This is a genomic window from Streptomyces durbertensis (assembly GCF_014156695.1).
Taxonomy (GTDB): Bacteria; Actinomycetota; Actinomycetes; order Streptomycetales; family Streptomycetaceae; genus Streptomyces; species Streptomyces durbertensis.
On the sequence record NZ_WMLF01000771.1, the window covers coordinates 1 to 1,293 of the forward strand.

General features: G+C 71.1%; 1 protein-coding gene. It reads left to right on the forward strand.

The features are described 5' to 3' along the window. Window positions 1-1,293, forward strand: a 1,293-nt coding sequence (gene gad / locus GL263_RS26675; protein ID WP_182858301.1) for a glutamate decarboxylase, incomplete at both ends; no start/stop codon positions are given.

A 1,293-nucleotide genomic window follows, 5' to 3' on the forward strand; every position in this document is an offset into this window, starting at 1 on the left:
CTGCCCAAGTACCGGGTCCCGGACCTCCCCTCCGACCCCCGGGCGGTGTACGCCCTCATCCACGACGAGCTGGCCCTGGACGGCAACGCCTCCCAGAACCTCGCCACCTTCTGCACCACCTGGGCCGAGCCCGAGGTGCACACGCTGATGGACGAGTGCCTGGGCAAGAACATGATCGACAAGGACGAGTACCCGCAGACGGCGGAGATCGAGTCCCGCTGCGTCCATCTGATCGCGGACCTCTGGCACGCCCCGGCCGGCGGCGACACGGCCGGCTGCTCCACCACCGGCTCCAGCGAGGCGGGCATGCTCGCCGGCCTCGCCCTCAAATGGCGCTGGCGGCAGCGCCGCCAAGCCGAGGGAGAACCGACGGACCGCCCCAACCTGGTCTGCGGGCCCGTCCAGGTGTGCTGGGAGAAGTTCGCCCGCTACTTCGACGTGGAACTCCGCCAGATCCCGCTCGAACCGGACGCCACCGGGCTGCGACCGCACCAACTCCGTTCCCACGTCGACGAGAACACCATCGGCGTCGTCGCCATCCTCGGCGTCACCTACACCTGCGACTACGAGCCGATCGCCGAACTCGCCGCCGAACTCGACGCGATACACGCCGACACCGGCCTCGACGTGCCGCTGCACGTGGACGCCGCCAGCGGCGGCTTTGTCGCCCCCTTCCTCCAGCCCGACCTGGTCTGGGACTTCCGCATCCCACGCGTCGCGTCGATCAACGCCTCCGGCCACAAGTACGGCATGGCGCCGCTCGGCGTCGGCTGGGTGGTGTGGCGGACCGCCGAACTCCTCCCCGACGAACTGGTCTTCCGCGTCAGCTACCTCGGCGGCGACATGCCCACCTTCGCCCTCAACTTCACCCGCCCCGGCGGCGAGATCGTCGCCCAGTACTACACCTTCCTCCGCCTGGGCCGCGCCGGCTACCGCGCGATCCACGCCGCGTGCCGCGCAAGCGCCCGCGAACTCGGCCGCCGGGTCGGTGAGATGGGCCCGTTCACCCTCCTCTACGACGGCGAGCGGGCCCTGCCCGCCGTGTCCTGGACCCTCACCGACCCGGCAGGCGCGGGCTTCACGCTCTACGACGTCACCGACCGGCTGCGCCGGCGCGGCTGGCAGGTCCCCGCATACCCCCTCCCGGCGGACCGCGCGGAGACGGTCGTCCAGCGCGTCCTCGTCCGGCACGGCATCAGCTACGACAAGATCATGCTCCTCGCCGGCGACCTCCGTGCCGCCGTCGAAGAACTCACCCACCCCGGCCCGTCGGCCCCCCACCTGTCTCTTATA